The 18046-nt window shown below is 70.9% G+C and carries 21 protein-coding genes; 9 read left to right on the top strand and 12 right to left on the bottom strand.

What is annotated here, in order from left to right:
* Positions 1 to 20 precede the first annotated feature (20 nt).
* Positions 21 to 701, bottom strand: coding sequence for a PspA/IM30 family protein (locus FV234_RS17960; RefSeq protein ID WP_147830764.1), 681 nt, complete (start codon positions 699 to 701; stop codon positions 21 to 23).
* A gap of 168 nt (positions 702 to 869) precedes the next feature.
* Here FV234_RS17960 and FV234_RS17955 point away from each other — a divergent pair, with 168 nt between their 5' ends.
* Positions 870 to 1448, top strand: a complete 579-nt coding sequence (locus tag FV234_RS17955; RefSeq protein ID WP_238272410.1) for a TetR-like C-terminal domain-containing protein — start codon at positions 870 to 872, stop codon at positions 1446 to 1448.
* Between the two features lie 102 nt (positions 1449 to 1550).
* Here FV234_RS17955 and FV234_RS17950 read toward each other — a convergent pair whose 3' ends face one another.
* The gene (locus tag FV234_RS17950) at positions 1551 to 1823 is read right to left on the bottom strand and encodes a hypothetical protein (protein WP_147830762.1); all 273 of its coding nucleotides are present in this window, start codon (positions 1821 to 1823) and stop codon (positions 1551 to 1553) included.
* A gap of 157 nt (positions 1824 to 1980) precedes the next feature.
* On the opposite strand from FV234_RS17950, the gene FV234_RS17945 reads away from it, so the two are divergent.
* On the top strand, positions 1981 to 2136 hold the full coding sequence (locus FV234_RS17945) for a hypothetical protein (protein ID WP_187277380.1): 156 nt from the start codon (positions 1981 to 1983) through the stop codon (positions 2134 to 2136).
* Between the two features lie 145 nt (positions 2137 to 2281).
* Here the strand turns inward: FV234_RS17945 and zwf are convergent, their stop codons facing one another.
* Together zwf and FV234_RS17935 are read right to left on the bottom strand one after the other, a co-directional pair.
* Complete coding sequence (gene zwf, locus FV234_RS17940; RefSeq protein ID WP_147830760.1) at positions 2282 to 3814, bottom strand: glucose-6-phosphate dehydrogenase; 1533 nt, start codon at positions 3812 to 3814, stop codon at positions 2282 to 2284.
* A gap of 117 nt (positions 3815 to 3931) precedes the next feature.
* Positions 3932 to 4189, bottom strand: a complete 258-nt coding sequence (locus tag FV234_RS17935) for a hypothetical protein (protein ID WP_147762140.1) — start codon at positions 4187 to 4189, stop codon at positions 3932 to 3934.
* A 102-nt stretch (positions 4190 to 4291) separates the two neighbouring features.
* On the opposite strand from FV234_RS17935, the gene FV234_RS17930 reads away from it, so the two are divergent.
* The gene (locus FV234_RS17930) at positions 4292 to 5068 is read left to right on the top strand and encodes an ABC transporter ATP-binding protein (protein WP_147830758.1); all 777 of its coding nucleotides are present in this window, start codon (positions 4292 to 4294) and stop codon (positions 5066 to 5068) included.
* A gap of 76 nt (positions 5069 to 5144) precedes the next feature.
* Positions 5145 to 5654, top strand: a complete 510-nt coding sequence (locus FV234_RS17925; protein WP_147830756.1) for an OsmC family protein — start codon at positions 5145 to 5147, stop codon at positions 5652 to 5654.
* Positions 5655 to 5695: 41 nt separating this feature from the next.
* Here FV234_RS17925 and FV234_RS17920 read toward each other — a convergent pair whose 3' ends face one another.
* From FV234_RS17920 to FV234_RS17910, 4 genes are all read right to left on the bottom strand, one after another.
* Complete coding sequence (locus tag FV234_RS17920) at positions 5696 to 6568, bottom strand: methyltransferase domain-containing protein (RefSeq protein ID WP_238272411.1); 873 nt, start codon at positions 6566 to 6568, stop codon at positions 5696 to 5698.
* Between the two features lie 101 nt (positions 6569 to 6669).
* Entirely contained in the window at positions 6670 to 6795 is a 126-nt protein-coding gene (locus FV234_RS26955) for a hypothetical protein (RefSeq protein ID WP_281407959.1), read from the bottom strand.
* Positions 6796 to 6900: 105 nt separating this feature from the next.
* On the bottom strand, positions 6901 to 8172 hold the full coding sequence (locus tag FV234_RS17915) for a DUF5666 domain-containing protein (RefSeq protein ID WP_210250923.1): 1272 nt from the start codon (positions 8170 to 8172) through the stop codon (positions 6901 to 6903).
* A 76-nt stretch (positions 8173 to 8248) separates the two neighbouring features.
* Positions 8249 to 9121, bottom strand: a complete 873-nt coding sequence (locus FV234_RS17910) for a DUF6502 family protein (RefSeq protein ID WP_147830754.1) — start codon at positions 9119 to 9121, stop codon at positions 8249 to 8251.
* 152 nt (positions 9122 to 9273) lie between these two features.
* Here FV234_RS17910 and FV234_RS17905 point away from each other — a divergent pair, with 152 nt between their 5' ends.
* The 3 genes from FV234_RS17905 (at position 9274) to FV234_RS17895 (ending at position 11235) form a co-directional block, all read left to right on the top strand.
* The gene (locus tag FV234_RS17905; protein ID WP_147830752.1) at positions 9274 to 9591 is read left to right on the top strand and encodes a hypothetical protein; all 318 of its coding nucleotides are present in this window, start codon (positions 9274 to 9276) and stop codon (positions 9589 to 9591) included.
* 522 nt (positions 9592 to 10113) lie between these two features.
* The gene (locus tag FV234_RS17900; protein ID WP_147830750.1) at positions 10114 to 10779 is read left to right on the top strand and encodes a transglutaminase-like cysteine peptidase; all 666 of its coding nucleotides are present in this window, start codon (positions 10114 to 10116) and stop codon (positions 10777 to 10779) included.
* Positions 10780 to 10890: 111 nt separating this feature from the next.
* Positions 10891 to 11235, top strand: coding sequence for a hypothetical protein (locus FV234_RS17895; protein ID WP_147753058.1), 345 nt, complete (start codon positions 10891 to 10893; stop codon positions 11233 to 11235).
* 200 nt (positions 11236 to 11435) lie between these two features.
* On the opposite strand, the gene FV234_RS17890 is transcribed toward FV234_RS17895, so the two are convergent.
* From FV234_RS17890 to FV234_RS17875, 4 genes are all read right to left on the bottom strand, one after another.
* Positions 11436 to 11978: a MucR family transcriptional regulator gene (locus FV234_RS17890; RefSeq protein ID WP_147830748.1), complete on the bottom strand. Its 543-nt coding sequence runs from the start codon at positions 11976 to 11978 to the stop codon at positions 11436 to 11438.
* Positions 11979 to 12742: 764 nt separating this feature from the next.
* A complete protein-coding gene (locus FV234_RS17885; RefSeq protein ID WP_147830746.1) occupies positions 12743 to 13954 on the bottom strand; it encodes an ABC transporter permease in 1212 nt (403 codons plus the stop codon).
* A gap of 211 nt (positions 13955 to 14165) precedes the next feature.
* Positions 14166 to 14618, bottom strand: a complete 453-nt coding sequence (locus FV234_RS17880; RefSeq protein WP_147753055.1) for a DUF4112 domain-containing protein — start codon at positions 14616 to 14618, stop codon at positions 14166 to 14168.
* 96 nt (positions 14619 to 14714) lie between these two features.
* Complete coding sequence (locus tag FV234_RS17875; protein ID WP_147830744.1) at positions 14715 to 15884, bottom strand: aminotransferase; 1170 nt, start codon at positions 15882 to 15884, stop codon at positions 14715 to 14717.
* A gap of 300 nt (positions 15885 to 16184) precedes the next feature.
* On the opposite strand from FV234_RS17875, the gene FV234_RS26280 reads away from it, so the two are divergent.
* Entirely contained in the window at positions 16185 to 16325 is a 141-nt protein-coding gene (locus FV234_RS26280; protein WP_187273722.1) for a hypothetical protein, read from the top strand.
* A 289-nt stretch (positions 16326 to 16614) separates the two neighbouring features.
* A complete protein-coding gene (locus tag FV234_RS17870; RefSeq protein ID WP_147830741.1) occupies positions 16615 to 17940 on the top strand; it encodes an MdtA/MuxA family multidrug efflux RND transporter periplasmic adaptor subunit in 1326 nt (441 codons plus the stop codon).
* Positions 17941 to 18046: the final 106 nt, after the last annotated feature.

The raw sequence follows: 18046 nt of genomic DNA, 5'->3' as shown, positions 1-18046 counted from the left end.
GGCTTGGGGCGTTCGAGGAGTCAGGCGGCCGGGGCGAGGCCGGCCTTGCGGCGCAGGCGTTCCAGCACGTCGCCGCCGGTGGGGTGGGTGCGGGGGCCGAACCCCGCGCGCGCGAGGCGCTCCGTGATGTCGGCGCCGTCGAGCTCGGTCAGCGCGGCTTCGGTGTCGCTCGCCTCGGCCTGGAGGGCGCGCAGGCGCGCCAGGGTCGCCTCGGCTTCGCGCAGCGTCGCCGTGTCGGCGCGGCCGGTCTGCGCCGACAGGCGCCGCACGGCCTCGGTGGCGCCCGCGACCCGGCGGCCGCGCTCCAACTCCGCCTGCCGGCGGGTGGCGTCGGCGACGGTGGCGCGGATGCGGGCGACTTCTGCGGCGAACCGCGTGCGGGCTTCCGCGATCGCCCGGCGCTTGGCCTCGAGCTCGGCGATCGCCTCGGCGGCGTCGCTTGCCAGGTCGTCGCGCCCGGCGCCGAGCGCGGCGACGGCGCGGCCTTCGAGGTCGGCGGCCCGGGCGTCGATCTCGGCGGCGCGGCGGGCCTCGGCCTGGTCTCCGGCGATCGCCAGGGCCAGCGCCCGGCGGCTCCGCTCCAGCGCGGCGCGGGTCTCGCGGATCTGCTGGTCGAGGATCAGCAAGGCGTTGCGGTCGTAGAGGTCTTCGGTGGCCCGGGCGACGTTCCCCCGCGCCAGGATGTTGAGCAACTTGAGCATGGTGTGGCTCCTGCCGTATGAACATCGTTCACAAGAGGAGTGTCCCACGATCATGAACAGCGTTCAAGTACGTTTTTGCACGTCGTACAAATTGTTGTTGCGAGGCGCGGCGTGACCGGGGCAGACGCCAACGCGAAGCCGTTGAAAGCGGAGGCACGCCGTGCTGCCTTGCGCAAACTGCTCATCGCAGCGGCCGAGCGTCGGATCTCCGAGGACGGCTTGGGCGCCCTGCGCGCGCGCGACCTCGCAGCGGACGCAGGCTGCGCACTTGGGGCGATCTACGGCGCCTTTCCGGACCTCGACGCGCTGATCCTGGAGGTGAACCTGCGCACGCTGGCCCTGTTCGAGGCCGCTCTCGGGCCCGATGGCGGCGGGTTCGACGTGACGAATGCGGCGGACGAACTTGTCCGGCTGGGCCAAGCCTACCTTGCCTTCGCACAGAGCCACGGGAAGCGATGGCGCGCCTTGTTCCAGCACCAGTTCGCGGACGGGCGCCGCCCGCCGGACGGCTACGTGGCCGAGCAGGCGCGCCTGTTCCGCCGCATCGAGGCGCCATTGCAGGCTCTGCGCCCGGACCTCTCGGCGCAAGAGCGCGTGCTGCTGGCCCGCAGCCTGTTCTCGGCGACGCACGGCATCGTCATGCTCGGCCTCGACGCGCGCCTGATGGCGCTGCCGCCCGCGGTGGTAGGCCCCCAGCTCGACCTGCTGATTCGCGCGATGGCGACGGGGCTCGCGAGCCGCGCCTAGCCGAGCGGCGCCTAGAAAAATATCGGGGCGCTTTGGTCCGCTGCCAGGGTCTTCATGAGCCGGCCCATCGACGTGCGCGTCTCGGGACCCGCCGGGTCTACCTCAAAGCGCGGTCGCCAGCGCTCGGCCCCGCTCCCGCGTCTGCGCGACGCCGCGGACGGCCTCCACCGCGTCGGCCCGGCTCGCATCGCAGGGCAGCAGGGTCCAGAGCCGGAGAAGCTGGCTGAGCGCCGCCATCTCGCGTGATACGGCGGATGCGCCGAAGATCGTCGGAACCGTGCCGCCGAGCGCCTCCGCGAGGCGGCTCAGGTCCTCGTTGTCCTGCCGAATCTGGCTGGGCTCGGTGTGCAGCGACGGTCGCCTCCGACTGGCCATGCGACCGCAGGCATTCTGGTATTCCGCATACAAGACGCTTTTGTCGCAACCCGCAACCTATGGTCGAAACACGACGTTGTGAGTTCAGTTTGTGTCGACGAATTTGGGCTTCGAAGACCGCACGATGGCGATAGACGACAGGCCCACAGACGACACCATGATCGACGCCTGCCTGAGGCTGCACGAGATCGTCCGCAAGATCGGGACACCGGAGATGGTGTTGATCTCGCGCCTGCTGCTCTTTCAGGCCGGGCTGCAGATCGCGGATGCGATCAAGGCCGACGAGGCGCGCGACCCGTCCAGCGAGCGCTGACCCTTCAAAACAGCCGGACTTACCCGCGCCCTCACCTGAGGTTTCCGCTTCGCGAAAGCGACTCGGCAAGGATGCGGGTGGAACCGTCGTTTTGTCGGTCGTCGCGCGCGGCCGCGGCGTAACCGGCCCCGAGGTCGATCCGCCTTCAATCGGTCTTGCCGTCGAGACCGAGCCAGTGCCGGCCGTCGCGGGCCAGAAGGTCGTCGGCGGCCTTCGGGCCGGGGGTGCCGGCGGCGTAATCCTCCACCGGGGCGGTCTTCCAGGCCTCGAGCAGCGGTTCGACCGCGGCCCAGCCGGCCTCGATGTTGTCGGCGCGCTGGAACAGCGTCGCGTCCCCGGTCATGCAATCGTAGAGCAGGGTCTCGTAGCCGACGTTCGGCTGGTTCTTGAAGAAGTCGGCGTACTTGAACCCCATCGTCACCCGGCCGATCTGCATCTGTGGCCCGGGCACCTTGACGTTCAGCTCGGTGCCGGCGCCGTGGTCGGGGTCGATGGTGATCCGCATTACGTTGGGGCTCAGCTCGGCCACCGGCGTGTCGGCGAACAGCTGGAACGGCGCCGGCTTGAACAGGATCGCGATCTCGGTGCGGCGGCCGGTCATGCGCTTGCCGGTGCGGACGTAGAACGGCACGCCGGCCCAGCGCCAGTTGTCGATCTCGAGCTTCAGGGCGACGTAGGTCTCGGTGTTCGAGTCCTTCGCCACGTGCGGCTCTTCCCGGTAGCCGACCACCGGCTTCCCTTCGAGCGCACCGGCGACGTACTGGCCGCGCACCGCGTGGTCGGGTCGGATCGGCTTGACGGCCTGCGCGAGCTTGGCCTTCTCGCCGCGCACGTCCTCGGCGGAAAACGAGTTCGGCGGCTCCATCGCCACCATGCACAGAAGCTGGAACATGTGGTTGGGCACCATGTCCCGCAGGGCGCCGGTGGGCTCGTAGAACCCGCCACGCTCCTCCACGCCCACGGTCTCGCCGGCGGTGATCTGGATGCTGTCGACGTATTCGCGCCGCCAGACCGGCTCCAGCATGCCGTTGGCGAAGCGCAACGCCATGATCGACTGCACGGTCTCCTTACCCAGGAAGTGGTCGATCCGGTAGAACTGGCTCTCGTCGGCCTGTTTTAGGATCTGCGCGTTCAGCGCACGTGCCGAAGCGAGGTCGGAGCCGAACGGCTTCTCGATCACCACCCGTCGGAAGGCGTCGTCCGCCTGCTTGAGCAGGCCCGCTCGCCCGAGCCCGTCGACGAGGCTGCCGAAGAAGCGCGGCGCCACCGCGAGGTAGAACACCACGTTGCCCGAGACCTTGCCCTTTAGCGCCTCGAAGGTTCCGGCGTCCTCGAAGTCGCCTTTGAGGAAGTGGATGCGCTCGCGGATGAAGCCCCAGCTCTTCGGGTCGATCCGGTCGGCGTGGAACTCGGAGCCGGGGTCCTTGCTCAAGGTCTCCATCGAGGTGGTGAGTTCGGTGCGCAGGCCCTCGTCGCTGCCGTCGTTGTGATCGACGCCGAGGATCGTGAAGCCCGGATCGAGCAGGCCCGAGCCGGCGAGGTTGTAGAGCGAGGGCATCAGCAGGCGCTTGGTCAGGTCGCCGGCCGCGCCGAAGATCACCAGCGTGCAGGGCGGCGCCGGCTTCGTGCCGCAGGCGGCCTGGTCCTTCAGGGGCGCGTCGTGTGTCGGCTCGGGCATCGGCGTCGTCCGGTTCTTCGACGCGATGGTGCGTCGCGGCATTCGATCGCACGACAACCGGCGAGCGGCATGGCCGTTCCGGCGGAGACGCGATCGTGTGGAGGGAGGTGTGGACCCTCACCCCCGCCGGCGCAGCACCACGCCCGGCAGCGGGCAGGCGGCGGGGACGACCGCGAGGACGACCGAACTCGGGCACAGGGCGCGGCAGCCGAGCGCGGCGTCGATCTGGTCGCGGCCGCAGGCGGTCGCGTCGCAGAACCGTCCAAGATCCTCGCAGGTCGCCAGGAACCGGCCCGCTCCGGGTCGCGCGTGCAGGTCGGCGGCGCCGACGGGGCCAGAGAGGACGAGGAGGGCGGCGAGGCCGAGCCGGATCATGGGTGCGCCTTCCCAGCGGCGGACGGAGCCGTGGCGTAGCATGGCGGCGCGCGGCGCCCTATGGCATGGACGCGACAGGCGAAACGCGATCCGGACCCCGACGTGCTCGACATCCGCGGCCTCTCCAAGACCTATGCCGACGGCACCCAGGCGCTCGCGGGCGTCGACCTGTCGGTGGAGGCCGGCGAGGTCGTCGCGCTGATCGGCGGTTCGGGCTGCGGCAAGACCACCCTGCTGCGCCTGATCGCCGGCCTCGACCGCGGCAGCGCCGGCACGATCACGCTGGACGGCGAGGGCATCGCCGCGCCCCACGCGAGCGTCGGCCTGGTGTTCCAGGAGCCGCGCCTGCTGCCCTGGCTCGCGGTGGCCGACAACGTCGGCTTCGGCCTCGACGGGGTCCGCCGGTCCGAGCGCCGCGCCCGCATCGCCCACGCGCTGGAGCGGGTGGGGCTGGCCGAGCATGCGACGCGCTGGCCGCGCGACCTGTCGGGCGGGCAGCAGCAGCGGGTCTCGATCGCCCGCGCCTTCGTCGCCCGCCCGCGAGTGCTGCTCCTCGATGAGCCGTTCTCGGCGCTCGACGCCTTCACCCGCAAGGACCTGCACGGGCACCTGCTCGCCCTCTGGGCCGAGACGCGCCCGACCATCCTCATCGTCACCCACGACGTCGGCGAGGCGGTGGCGCTCGCCGACCGCGCCGTGGTGATGCGCCCCAAGCCCGGCCGCCTCGACGAGACGGTGCGGCTCGGAAGCCCACGCCCGCGCGACCCCGCCTCGCCGCAGAGCGAGGCTGCGGCCCGCGCGATCCTGGCCGCGCTCGACCGTTCGCTCCGCCCCGCCGAGGCGCAATCCGCCGCGGCGCCCGCCGGGAACTGGTGGTAGCAGGCGGCACCGGTTGAGCCGTGGGGCAGTTCCCGCTAACCGCGACCGACGACGACCTACGATGGAGGAGACGACGATGGACGCCACCACGCTGCGCGCGCTTCAGGCCCCGCTGAAGGACCAGTACCGCAACACCCCCGACGACGCCGTCATCACTCTGCGGGCGAAGGGCTCTCTCGACGACACGTCGATCGCCTGCAAGGTCGAGACCGGCCGCGCGCTGGCGGTGGCCGGCCTGCACCCGGCCACCGGCGGCTCGGGCGCCGAGCTGTGCTCGGGCGACATGCTGCTCGAGGCGCTGGTCGCCTGCGCCGGCGTCACGCTGAAGGCCGTCGCCACCGCCCTCGAGATCCCCCTGCGGGCCGGCACCGTGAGCGCCGAGGGCGACCTCGACTTCCGCGGGACGCTGGGCGTCGACAAGGAGGCGCCGGTGGGTTTTCGCGCGATCCGGCTCGCGTTTTCCCTCGACACCGACGCGCCGCAGGAGAAGCTCGACCAGCTGCTCAAGCTCACCGAGCGCTATTGCGTCGTGTTCCAGACGCTGAATCACAAGCCGGAGCTGACCGTCACCGCCGCCCGCGGCTGATCGGTTCCCCAGACGACGAGGGGCGGCGGAGCCGATGCGCCTCAGCCCGCCGAGACGAGCCAGCACCCGGCCGCGAGGTGCACGGCGCCGTCCTTCGCGTAGGGCAGCAGGGTTTCGGTGACCGCCTCGAGCGCCGCCTGGCGCAGGGGCGGCTCGGCGTCGCGCAGCAGGCGCGAGACCGGGCCGAGCTCGACAACGACGGCGGCCGCCGCCTCGGCAGCGGCGCGTGCCGAGCCGTCGGCGGCGCGTCCCAACACGAGGTCGCGCACCACCGGCGCGACGGAGACGTCGGAGAAGCCGGCCTCGGCGAGCAGGCGGCGCAGGGCGCCCGCGTCGGCGAAGCGGAACGGGCCGGGGCCCGAGAAGTCCGGCGGGCTCGCGTCCGGCACCAGCGGCAGCACCGCCGCGCGGGGCACGGTGACCCAGGGGTTGCCGGCCATCGCCTGCCAGCACAGGAAACTCAGACGTCCCTGCTGCGTCAGCGCCCGGCGGAGGTTGGCGAAGGCGGCGCGCGAATCGGAAAAGAACATCACGCCGAAGCGCGAGATCGCCCGGTCGAACGTCGCGGCGGGGAAATCATGCGTCTCGGCGTCGGCCACGATCCAGTCGACCGGCGCGGCGCCGGCCGGCAGGGGCCGCGCTCGCGCCGCGGCGAGAAGCGGCTCCGACAGGTCGGCGGCGACGACCCGGCCGGTCGCCCCCACCGCCTCGGCCGCGATCAGCGCCGTGGCGCCCGAGCCGCAGCCCAAGTCGAGGACGCGCTCGCCCGGTCGCAGGGCGACGGCGGAAAACAGCGCCTCGGTCAGCGGCGCGAACACTGCGTCGAGCACGCCCTGGCTGCGCGCCCAGCGCTGGCCGACGGCCCCGTTCCAGTATTCGGCCTGGGTCATCGTGGCCGTCGTGGTGGCCGTCATGGCATGCTCCGCCGCTCAGCGATCCAGGCAGCATCTTGCACGGCTGGCGCCCGCCGTCAGCAGGGCGCCGGCCTTGCAGGATGCCGCCGGCCCCGCGCGCCTCAGGCCGCCGACCCCCGAGCCCGCGCGGCCAGCAGTTCCGCCGCGACGTCGGGCAGAACCCGGTCGCCCGGGGTGTAGCCGTGCACGTCGTCGACGGATTTGAAGCCGTCGAGGGCAAGCCGCATCGGGCAGAGCGTGGGGCCTCGCCGGATGGATCCTCGCCGGCCCCGTTGTTCAGGCGGCTCACCTCGCGGAAGCCCGCCGGCGGTGCCGAGGACTGGGCTCCGGCCTCAACGCCGGGGGCCGCCGAACCCGCCTGGCCCGCCGCCTGGCCCACCCAATCCACCGGGTCCGCCGAAGCCCCCCGGGCCGCCGCCCGGAGCACCGAAGCCTCCGGAACCCCCAACGCTTCCGGGACCTCCAAAGCCTCCGGGTCCGCCACGGCCGCCGCCGAACCCGCCCGGTCCCGTCCGAGTGTCGATGCCGAACCCGCCACCTGCTCCATTGCCAGGCCCGTTCCCCGGTCCGTTGCCGGCTCCGAGACCGCCGCGTTCGCGAAATCCGTCCGGCCCGCGGCCAGGCAGGCCCCGGCCGTCGATCCGGTCCGGCGCGCGTTCGAAGAGCGGGTTTCGGTCCGGCCCGGTGCCGCGGTCGTCGAGGCGCAGCGCCTCGACGGTGAGGCGCCCGTCGGCGGCCGGCCGCGTCGTGAGCACGGCGCGGACGCTGCCGCGACGCGGGACCGCGGCATCCGGCTGCCCGGCCACCTCGAGGCCGGACCCGAGCGTCATACCGCCTCGACTGCGGCCGACATAGGCCTCCACCGAGACCCGGCTCAAGCCGGGCGGGAAGTGCAGGGTGTCGCTCGCGCGCGCTACCTTGAGCACGCCGCCCGCCGCCTCGCCGGCGACCGCGGCCCGGCGGCCGACGGGCAGGGTGTCGGCGCCCGCGAGCCGCAGGTGCCCGATCACCAAGTGCCCGTCGTGGTCGCGCCGGACCGGGCCGGCGACGCAGGCGGGGCCGTCCGCCTGCCTCTCGATCAGGTTGGCGACGACGACGCCGTCCGGCCTGCGCAGGCCCGACACCGCGACCCGGTCGCCTACCGCCCAGCGCCCGGCGATTCCCGCCGCGGCGATGCGCTGGCCGAGGACCATGAGGTTCCCGCCGCGCACCGATTCCACTGGCCCGACCACCTCGCGCGTCACGTCGATCCGCCGTGTCGCGAGGCCGCCCGCGTCGGCGTGGGCAACGACGTGGACCACGTGCCCGACCCTCAGGTCGGCGGCGCGCGCCGGCACCCCGTCGATGCGCACATTGACGTCGTCGGGATAGGCGATGCGCAGGTCGTTGACGACGATCGAGCCGAAGCGGCGGATCGTGCCGATCACCCCCGTGCCCCCGATGCCGCGGTCACCCTCACCCGGGATGTCGTCGGGACGCGCCCCGGTGCCGCCGATTCCTTGGTCGCGCGGCGCCTCCTGCGGCACCGCGCGCACCGGAATCAGCGCGGCGCCGGCGAGCAGCCGCAGCACGAGGCGGCGGGTGGGGGCGGCGCGATGCATCATGCGCCTGGTCCCGGAACGCGTGGACGCGACGACCGAACCTCGTGCTGCGCCTCTCGCGACTGCCCCACCGGCGTTCTCACGCCTCGGCCTCCGACGAAGCCGGCAAAGCATCGTCTGCGGGGAAGGCGTCCCCGGCCGGCGGCACGGCCTCGGCGTAGACGTAGAGCCCGAAATTCCAGCGGTGGGAGCCGCCGGGGTCGGCGGCACAGGCGGCGTGGGCCTCGCGGTTGGCCTGGGTCAGCGCCGCCATCGCGATCTCCTTGGCGCGCGCCTCCAGCCGGAGCGCCAGTTCCTCCGACAGCCCGTCGTAATGCACCGCGCGCTCGAGGAAGCGCGGCGCGTCGCCGAGGATGTTGGCGACCGAGGCCGCGATGTGGTCGTGGAGGTTGCGCCCGAAATAGTAGAGTTGCGGCTCGCCGCCGCCGCGGGGCACGTAGGCGGCCTCCGCCAGGACGATCCGGTCCTCGCCGTCGAGGGTGGCGAGCCCGCGGTCGAGCCACTCGTCGAGCACCGCGCGGGGGCGCAGGTCGCGGGTCACGCCGGCGACCAGCGCCTCGAAGGAGGGGCCGTCCTCGCCCGCGCGCCGCAGCGCCAGCGGCCGTCCCTCCGGGTCGGTGAAGGCCGGGTCGGCGAGCCAGCGGGCGATGATCCGGCTCGTCCGCGAGACCACCGCCGGCACTGCGCTCACCGGAGCCCCGGCGCCGCGCAGGCGCCGCACCTCCTTCCGGTGGATGCCGGTGAGCAGCGAGACGCGGCTGTCGGTCTGCTCCTTGCCCTGAAGCGCGAAGTCGTACTCGGCGACGTTGACGTAGAGTTCCCGCAGTAGGTTCGTCAGCGCCGGGAAGGTGATGCCGCGCGCCACGAACAGCCGCACCAGCGGCCGCAGCAGGCGCGCCACCGGCGCGTGCAGGGTGGTTCCCTCGCCGGTGTCGTTGATGGTCTCGGACATCAGATCAGCATGACCACGGGATGTGTGGGACACAATCCCACAGAGTACGCGAACGCACGTCGGCACAGCCATTTCGCGTTGACGTGGGAATTTTACACACATAGGTTTGTGGCGTGGTCAAATTTCCCACACGATCAGGACCGGCGAAGACGATGCGCGACACCAGGCAAGCCTTCGTCGGCCGGCCTATGGCGCCCCTGAACGCGGCCCGGCGCTCCGAGCGCAGGACCGCGACTGCAGCCGACCTCTCGCGGCTCGGCCGGATCGCCGCCTGCCTTGTCGCCCTGGCCCTGCCAACCTTCGGGATCGTCGCCGCGGACACGGCCCACCGCGTCGCGCCCTCGGGGGCGACGCAGGCCGCAGCCTCAGGATCCCCTTCCCGACGGGCTGCGGCGTTCGACGGCGTCTCCCGGGCCGGCAGCCCGGTCTGGGAGACGCTTCTCACCCTCGATCGGGATACCAGCCGATGATTCCCGCCATCGCAAGGTCGCAAGCCATGCCGACCAACCACCGATCCTCCTGCGGCGGGGCTCCCATCCTCGACCTCGCCCTCTGCATGATCCTCGCCGTCCTCGTCGTCGGCCTGCTGATGCTGGCGCTCTGAGCGCGGGCCCTTCCTGGACGCTCGACGGAGCCGCACATCCTCTCACTTCTCCGCGCTCGCCACGCGCGAAGCGGGCGTTGGCGACCTTGTCGGCTGAACCGTGCGCGGCCTGTTACGACGCCAATCGCGCCAGCGAAGCCGGCTTCGGGCTGGTGCGCGCCGGCTCGGTCGACTGGTTCCGATCCTCGGTCTTCGCCCGCCCGTCATGGGGCACCGCGCGAGAACGGGCGCCAAGGCCGCACCTGTGTCCCGTTTGCATCGATCCAGCCGTCGCATCCGCATTCTCGCGTTACGCACAGCGTTAACCTTTCGTTAAGGGGGTGATTGCCGTCGGGGCCTCGGCGTGAGAGCTTTCGTTAACGAGAGCTTAACGGGTTGGGCCACGGCGATGCGGTTCGCGATTTCGACGGTTCGGGCGGTGTCGGCGCCCCGTCTGCGCAAGGCCCTCGCCGGCCTCGCCGTGACGGCCGGACTGGCCTTCGCCGTCGCCCCGGCCGTGGCGCAGACCCTGGCCTCGCTGCCCGCCCCCACCTTGGCCGCCGAGCCGGTCGGCGCCGCCAAGCCGATCCTCGCCTGGGTCGGCTTCTGCCAGACCTACCCAGCCGAGTGTGCGGTCAACGCCGCCGAGCCCGCCCGCATCGCGATGACCCCCGCGATCTGGAACACGATCCAGACGGTCAACCGCCGGGTCAACAAGTCGATCGTCGCGATCACCGACATGGACCACCTCGGGGTGCCGGACCGCTGGGACCTCGCCGAGGACGGCTCGGGCGATTGCGAGGACTTCCAGCTGCTCAAGCGGAGCCTGCTCGCCCGCGCCGGCCTGCCGCGCCGCGCCATGCGGATGACCGTGGTCATCGACGAGAAGGGCGAGGGCCACGCCGTCCTCACCCTGATCACCGATCGCGGCGACCTCGTGCTCGACAACAAGACCAGCCAGATCCTGCCCTGGCACCGCACCGGCTACACCTTCATCAAGCGCGAAAGCCAGGACGCCGTCGCCTGGGTGTCTCTCGGCGGCGTCACCTCGCCGGTCACCACCGCCAACCGCTGAAAACCGGCCTCTCGTCCCGAAACGGGACGCAGCGCACGACAGCACGTTGATGAAATCTTCACCGCGTCGGCGCGAGACTCCGGGATCGGAGCCGCCCACCACGACGCGCCCATGATCTCCCATCCCTTCCCGAAACCGTTGCTCGCCGCAGGGCTGGCCATCGCGCTCGCCACTGGACTGCTCGCTGCCGCGAGCCCGGTGAAGGCCGGCGAGGCCGGGACGCGCTACGCCTCCTGGCACGGCTGCCTCGACCGCCACTTCGGGTTGCAAGCCACGATCGGAAGCCGCCCGCTCGCCGCCGACGCGGCGATCGGCGCCTGCCGCGAACCGGAGAGGGCCTACCTTTCCGCCCTCGCAGCCTCGCCGCTGCTCGATGCCGACGACGCGCAGCAAGCCCGCGCCGCCCTGGTCGCGCAAGCCCGCGCCCGCCTGCTCGGACGGCGCGCGGCTCTTTAGGCCGACAGGCATTTCACAAAATCAGTCTTGGATCATCAGTCTTGGACCAGATCGCTCTTGAGCGCACGGCATCTGAGCGCACGGCATCCGCGACGCGTGATCCAGACACCACAAAGCATCCGGCTGCCTCTTGAGAATCCAAAAGCCCGGCTCACGACGGGCCGGGCTTTGGGAATTTCGAGCCGGTCCTGTCCGTACCCTTACGCGGCGTCGGCCTTGCGGGTCTGGCTGCCCTTCACGGCGGAGGTCGCCGCCTTGCGACCGCGGCGGGCGGGGGCGGCGGGCGCCTCCTCGATGTCCTCGGGCGATTCGGCGGCGGCCGAGCGGCCGGGCTGACCGAGGCCGAGGCTCTTGGCGAGCGCGGAGCGCTGGGCCGAATAGTTCGCTGAGGTGGTCGGATAGTCGGCGGGCAGGCCGTAACGCTCGCGGTAGCTGTGCGGGTCGAGGCCGTGCTTGGTCAGGTGGCGCTTCAGCGTCTTGTAGGACTTGCCGTCGATGAAGCTGACCAGCCCGTCGGGGCGGATCGACTTGCGGATCTGGGCGGTGCTGGGCTTCTCGACGGCCTCGGTGGTGACGGGAGCCGTGCCGGAGCCGACGTTGTTCAGCGCCTCATGGATGCTCGCGATCAGCGCCGGCAATTCGGTGATGGGGACGGAGTTGTTCGACACATAGGCCGCGACGACGTCGACGGTCCGCTCGATATAGTCGTTGCTCGTCTGCGCCGACACTGCAGTTTCAGACATCCGTACGTTCCTTGCCTATTTTCTGACGAAAACCCCAAGCGCAGGAATTATGATGTTTGCCAGAGAAAGCAAGGATGTCCACGGCGTTATCCGGGCTCAACATATGATCATATGTGTGTTTTGCCTGCCGAGTGCGCAGCGTATCCGTGCAACCGGCCCGGTGCGCCCAGCATTGCCTCACTCAGCGCCTCGCGAAATCTGCGCATCCGCGGCAGCGCAGATTTTGCTTTCGCCCGAGACCGTTACCGGACGCGAACATCGGGTCGAGACGGTGCCGAAATGCTGGATGTCGGCATCTTTTTCGGTCTGCACCCTACCCGTTGCCTGGATGTCCATACCACAGCGCGACGCAATGGTGGACAAAATTGTCGCACCAAGATGATGTGATCGCCATATTATGATTTCGCTCGTACCAGTACAGAAGTACTAAGTAACAGTTTCGTGTGCGAGGCGCGGTCGCCTGGAACGGGAGCGCCGCCGCGGATTATTCGACTGCGTCGTCCGTGACGAGGCCGGGCTCAGTCAGCATTGCGCTCGGCCCGGATGAGGCCACGCAACATCGATCGGTCCAGCTAGACGGCTTGGCTCGCCAGGCATCGTCGATGCGCCTCAGGGTCGACATCGAAGTCCTGCACGGGCATGTTCCGTGATCAGCAAGTCACGGGACAAGCCCTGATCTGCTGGGCATCGCATGTCCTCGAAGCGAGCCGACATCCACAGCGCCGGAAGTGCTTTCGAGAAGGTCTTGCCGCCGAAAAATCTTGCTAACGAAACGTCTTTCGCGGGTCGAACGCGTCGCGCACCGCCTCGCCAGCGAAGACCAGCAGGCTCAGCATCGCCGCGATCACCAGGAAGCCGGACAGGCCGAGCCACGGCGCGGTGAGGTTGTCCTTGCCCTGCGCCAGCAACTCGCCGAGCGAGGGGGAGCCCGGCGGCAGGCCGAAGCCGAGGAAGTCGAGCGAGGTCAGGGTGGTGATCGAACCGTTGAGGATGAACGGCAGGAAGGTCAGCGTCGCCACCATCGCGTTCGGCAGCAGGTGCACGGTCATGATGCGGACGTTGGACAAGCCGAGCGCCCGGGCCGCCCGCACGTATTCGAAGTTTCGCGCCCGCAGGAACTCGGCGCGCACGACGCTGACCAGCGCCACCCACGAGAACAGCAGCATGATGCCGAGCAGCACGAAGAAGCCGGGTGCGATGAAGGCCGAGATGATGATGATCAGGTAGAGCGTCGGGATGCCGCCCCAGACCTCGATGAAGCGCTGGAACGCCAGGTCGACCCAGCCGCCGAAATAGCCCTGCACCGCGCCGGCGACGACGCCGATCAGCGACGAGACGGCGGCCAGGATCAGCCCGAACAGCACCGAGATGCGGAACCCGTAGATCACGCGGGCGAGCACGTCGCGGGTGGTGTTGTCGGTGCCGAGCCAGTGCCAGGGGATGTTGGCGCAGCCCGCGCCCGGCGCCGTCTCGGTGGCCTGGCACTGCGCGTCGGTGAGCATCCAGGTCGGCGGCGAGGGTGAGGGGGTCGGCAATCCATCGTTGATGGTGTCGTAGGAGAACGGGATCGGCGGCCAGATCGCCCAGCCGTTCTCCGCGATCTCCTTGACGATCTCGGGCGTGCGATAGTCGGTGCGCGCCAGGAAGCCGCCGAACTTCTCCTCCGGGTAGTCGATCAGCACCGGAAACAGCCACTCGCCTTTGTAGGAGGCGACGATCGGCCGGTCGTTGGCCAGGATTTCCGCGAAAAGGCTGACGACGAACAGCGACAGGAAGATCAGGAACGAGACGTAGCCGAGCCGGTTCCGGCGGAAGTTCTCGAGCCGGCGCCGGTTGAGCGGCGACAGCCCGCCGCGGCGGGGTGCGAGCGGCCGCGCCTCGGGCAATCCCTCGCTCGGCCGCGGCACGATCGGCTGGGCCCCGGGCATCGGCGCCGAGACCGGGTCGCCCTCGGGGGGGCGGGCGATCTCGTTCATCGCGGGATGCTCCACAGAGGGTTCGCGGGATGCGCGTCGCGGCCCCCTCTCCCATGGGGAGAGGGTTGGGGTGAGGGGCGTGACCTCTCCGGTGCGTTCTCACCCCTCACTCTGTCCCTCTCCCGCCCGGGAGAGGGGACCCGCGATCCGATCCGAAGGCTCGGAGGGAGGTGTGAGCCTGCGCGACCGGCGATGCGCGTGCGAATGCCGATCAGCCGTCGATCCGCACGGCGGTGCCGTCGATCTCGTTGGGGCGGACGCCGCCGTTGCGCTCCATCCACCGGCGGAGCAGGCGGACGTTGCGGCGGTTGGCCTTGAAGGCCGCGTCGAACAGGTCGCCGGCGAGCGGCACGATGCCGATCGCGCCGTCGAAGGCGACGTTCAGCGCCATCCGGGCGATCAGCCAGCGCGGCGCGCCGATGCGGCGGGCCTCTGCGACGATGTAGGACGAGATCACCATGCCGGCGATGTCGCCAACGATCGGCACGAGCCCGATCACCGCCTCCAACCCGACCCGCCGGTTGATGCCGGGGATCAGGAAGGCGGAATCGAGCAGGTGCGCCAGCGCCTCGAGCCGGGCGAGCGTCGCCTCGCGGCTCTGGTCGCCGACGCGCAGCGTCGTGCCCGCACGCCAGCTCTGGGAGAAGGTCTGCGAGGAATCCATCGGGGGAGTCCGGTGAGCGGGGGGTGCCATCCGCGAAGATGTGGCGCCGCGACCCGGTTCCGGCAAGGATGTGGGCGGATGCCCGGCCCAGCTCCCTCACGCGGCCACCCGCCGGACCCCGGAGAGGCGGTCGAGCGCCGCGTCGAGCGGCGCGTCGGCCTTGGCGAAGCAGAGCCTCACGAGGTGGCGCACCGCCGCGTCAGGATAGAACGCGCTTACCGGGATCGCCGCGACGCGATGGTCACGCACCAACGCCTCGCAGAAGGCGACGTCGTCCGCAGGCACTCGCCCTGATTGTCCGAGCTCGGTGATGTCGACGTTGAGGAACCACGTCGCCTGCGCCGGCAGCACCGTGAAGCCGAGATGCCGGAGGCCGTCGGCGAGCCGGTCGCGCGAGCGGGCGTAGCCCACCCGCATGTCGGAAAAGTACGAATCCTCCTTGGCGAGGCCGAAGGCCACCGCCTCCTGCAGGTTCGGCGGGGTGGTGAAGGTGAGGAATTGGTGCGCCTTGGCGAGGGTGCGCATCAGCCCAGGCCCGGCCATCACGAACCCGACCTTCCAACCGGTGAGCGAGAAGATCTTGCCGGCCGAGCCGACCTTCACCGTGCGCTCCCGCATGCCGGGCAGCGCCATCAGCGGCCGGTGGCGGGCGCCGTCGAACACCACGTGCTCCCAGACCTCGTCGCACAGCGCGATCACGTTGTGGCGGACGCAGAACGCGGCCAGCATCGCGAGGTCGTCGGCCCCGAACAGGGTGGCGCTCGGGTTCAGCGGGTTGTTGAGCAGCACCACCTTCGTGCGCGGCCCGAAGGCGGCGGCCAGCGCCGCCTCGTCGAGGCGGAAGGCGGGGGGCGTCAACGTCACGATCCGGGGCACGCCGCCGGCGCGCAGCACCAGCGGCAGGTAGGCGTCGTACATCGGCGCGAACAGCACCACCTCGTCGCCGGGCGCGATCAGCGCCAGCAGCGCGCCGGCCAGCGCCTCGGTCGCGCCCGAGGTCACCATCACCTCGGTCTCGGGATCGAGGGCGAGCCCCTGGTGGCGGGCGTAATGCGCCGCCACCGCCGCGCGCAAGGATGGAAGCCCCATCATCGGCGGATATTGGTTCGAGCCTTCGACGAGCGCCCGGGCCCCGTGCGCGCGCATGTCGGCGGGACCCGGGTCGTCGGGAAACCCCTGCCCGAGGTTGATCGCGCCGTGCTCGCGCGCGAGCCGCGACATCGTCTCGAACACCGTGGTCGGGAGGCCGGAGAAGACCGGGTTCATGCGGGGCGTGGGGTGGACATCGGCCGGGTGATACCATGGCCCGAAGCGCCGGCGAAACGTGCGCGAGCGCACGCGGCCACCGCGACCCGCCGGGCCGGACGGCTGACGAATGTTGACATTCATCAGCCGTGAGGTAGCTTTCAGACACACGGCCGGTACGGCGCCGGCGGGGTTGGAACTCCGCCCCCTCGTTCCGATCCTGCCAGGCGCCGGACCGATCGTCGCGAGGCCCGCCAATTCGTTGGCGGGCCTTTTCGCGTTATGGCCTCTGCCAGATGCAACGGATCGCCGGAGCCTGCCATGTCCACCCGCCGCGCGCTCGCGCTGGCCTTCGCCTTCGGTGCCTTCGGACTCGGCCTGCGGCTCGCCGTCCCCGTGGCGCCGGTCGACGAGTCCTATCGCGACGTGGTGCGGTACTACCGCGCGCTGGAGCGTCCCTGAGGTGCCAGCAACAGCGCCGAAACATCGGCGCCGTACTGACGACGCATTGCGAAGCGAAGGCTCGGGTCGGCGAAAGCTCGGACCCACGCCGAGAACCGGGCCGCTCCGAGCGCGGGTGCCGCAGGGCGCGGGCCGTTCGGATGCCGTACAGGCGATCGAGGCCAAGGTGCTGGGCCAGGGTGCCGGATTCGCCCCGCGCGCCGACGAACGGTCGGCCCGCGGACGAAAACAGCGAGAGGATAGGGCGCGACACGGGCGCGGCGGCGTCCGGAACGTGGTCTAATCAGGCATGAACGAGAGCTCACCCATCCGCACGGACACGGCGCGCGCGTTCCAGCCGGATCCGGTCGCGTCGCCTGCGAAGACGCGGCGGTTCCGCCCATTGCGCTGGATGCTGCTGCTTCTGGCTCTGCTGGCGGCCGGCGCGATGGCCCACCGCTGGTACGACGGGCGCACGCAGGTCGCCGGCGGCCCCGGCGAGACCCAGGGCAGGGGCGGACGGGGCGGCGGCAAGCGCGGCGGCATGGACGTGCCCCAGGCGGTCGGCATCGCGCAGGTCGTCACCGGCGACATCCCGGTGGTGCTCCAGGGGCTCGGCACCGTCACGCCGCTGGCCACCGTCACCGTGAAATCGCAGATCAGCGGCTATCTCACCGAGATCGGGTTCCGCGAGGGCCAGACCGTGAAGAAGGGCGACTACCTCGCCCAGATCGACGCGCGGCCCTACGAGGCGTTGCTCGCCCAGTACCAGGGCCAGCTCGCCCGCGACCAGGCCCTGCTGCAGAACTCGAAGCTCGACCTCGCCCGCTTCCAGCGCCTCGCCCAGCAAGACTCGATCTCGAAGCAGAACGTCGACACCCAGGGCGCCCTGGTGAAGCAGAACGAGGGCACGGTCGCCTCCGACCAGGCCCTCGTCGACCAGCAGCGCCTCAACATCGCCTATGCCCGCATCGTCTCGCCGGTGGAGGGCCGGGTCGGCCTGCGCCAGGTCGACCAGGGCAACTACATCACCGCGGCCTCGACCAGCATCGTCGTCGTCACGCAGCTCCACCCGATCTCGGTGGTGTTCACCCTGCCCGAGGACGACGTCTCGCGGGTGATGCGCCGGGTGCGCGCCGGCGCCAAGCTCGTGGTCCGCGCCTACGACCGGGGCGACGCCCACGAGATCGCCACCGGCACCCTCGACACGGTCGACAACCAGATCGACGTCACCACCGGCACGGTGAAGCTGCGCGCCCTGTTCGAGAACAAGGACGAGGAGCTGTTTCCGAACCAGTTCGTCAACGCCAAGCTCACCGTCGACACGGTGGCGAACGCGGCTCTGGTCCCCAACGCGGCGATCCTGCAGGGCACCCCCGGCACCTACGTCTACCTGATGGACGGCGACGCCAAGGTCACGGTCCGCCCGATCAAGACCGGCGAGACCGACGGGACCAAGACCGTCGTGCTCTCCGGCCTGCAAGCTGGCGACCGCATCGTCACCGACGGCACCGACCGCCTGCGCGACGGCGCCCCGGTTCGGATCACGGAAGGCGTCGACGGCCAGAAGGTGACGCCTGCGGAGGCGCCTGCCGGCACCGAGCAGAAGCGCGGCCGCCGGCGGCAGCAACCGTGAGCATCGGGGTTCAGGACGCGCACCTCCCCTCTCCCCGCGGGCGGGGAGAGGCCCGCAAGGACTTCGTCGTCCGTGCGGGAAGCGAAGGCGCAGCCGAAGCGACGGT

Origin of the sequence: Methylobacterium sp. WL8 (assembly GCF_008040045.1) — a bacterium.
GTDB lineage: Bacteria > Pseudomonadota > Alphaproteobacteria > Rhizobiales > Beijerinckiaceae > Methylobacterium > Methylobacterium cerastii.
This window is presented reverse-complemented; position numbering and strand designations above follow the sequence as displayed.